1 protein-coding gene is annotated in these 335 nt (G+C 40.6%); it reads left to right on the forward strand.

All coding sequences use genetic code 11. The features are described 5' to 3' along the window. Positions 1–335, forward strand: a 335-nt coding sequence (locus AAEY57_RS19540) for an isocitrate/isopropylmalate family dehydrogenase (RefSeq protein WP_350608610.1), incomplete at both ends; no start/stop codon positions are given.

Here is a 335-nt window from a genome sequence, read left to right on the forward strand (position 1 = left end):
GGTGACTACTAACCAAAATGGTGACTTTTTAGCGGATATGCTCAGTGCACAAGTTGGCGGTGTTGGCATAATGCCCGCTGCAAATTTAAATAACGATGTCGCATTTTTTGAGCCTACACACGGCACGTTTGAACGTATAGCAGGGCAAAATAAAGCAAACCCCAGCAGTAGTATTTTAAGTGCGGTATTAATGCTTAAATTTATGGGATGGGACGAAGCCGCATTACTCATAGAAAATGCGTTAGAGCAAACATTTAAAAGCGGTGAAGTAACCTTTGATTTAGCAAAAGAGCAGAGCGATAACTCAAGTATTCATAACTCGACAACCTTAACTT

Source organism: Pseudoalteromonas sp. MER144-MNA-CIBAN-0113 (assembly GCF_040308965.1).
In the GTDB taxonomy this organism is placed as follows: domain Bacteria; phylum Pseudomonadota; class Gammaproteobacteria; order Enterobacterales; family Alteromonadaceae; genus Pseudoalteromonas; species Pseudoalteromonas tetraodonis.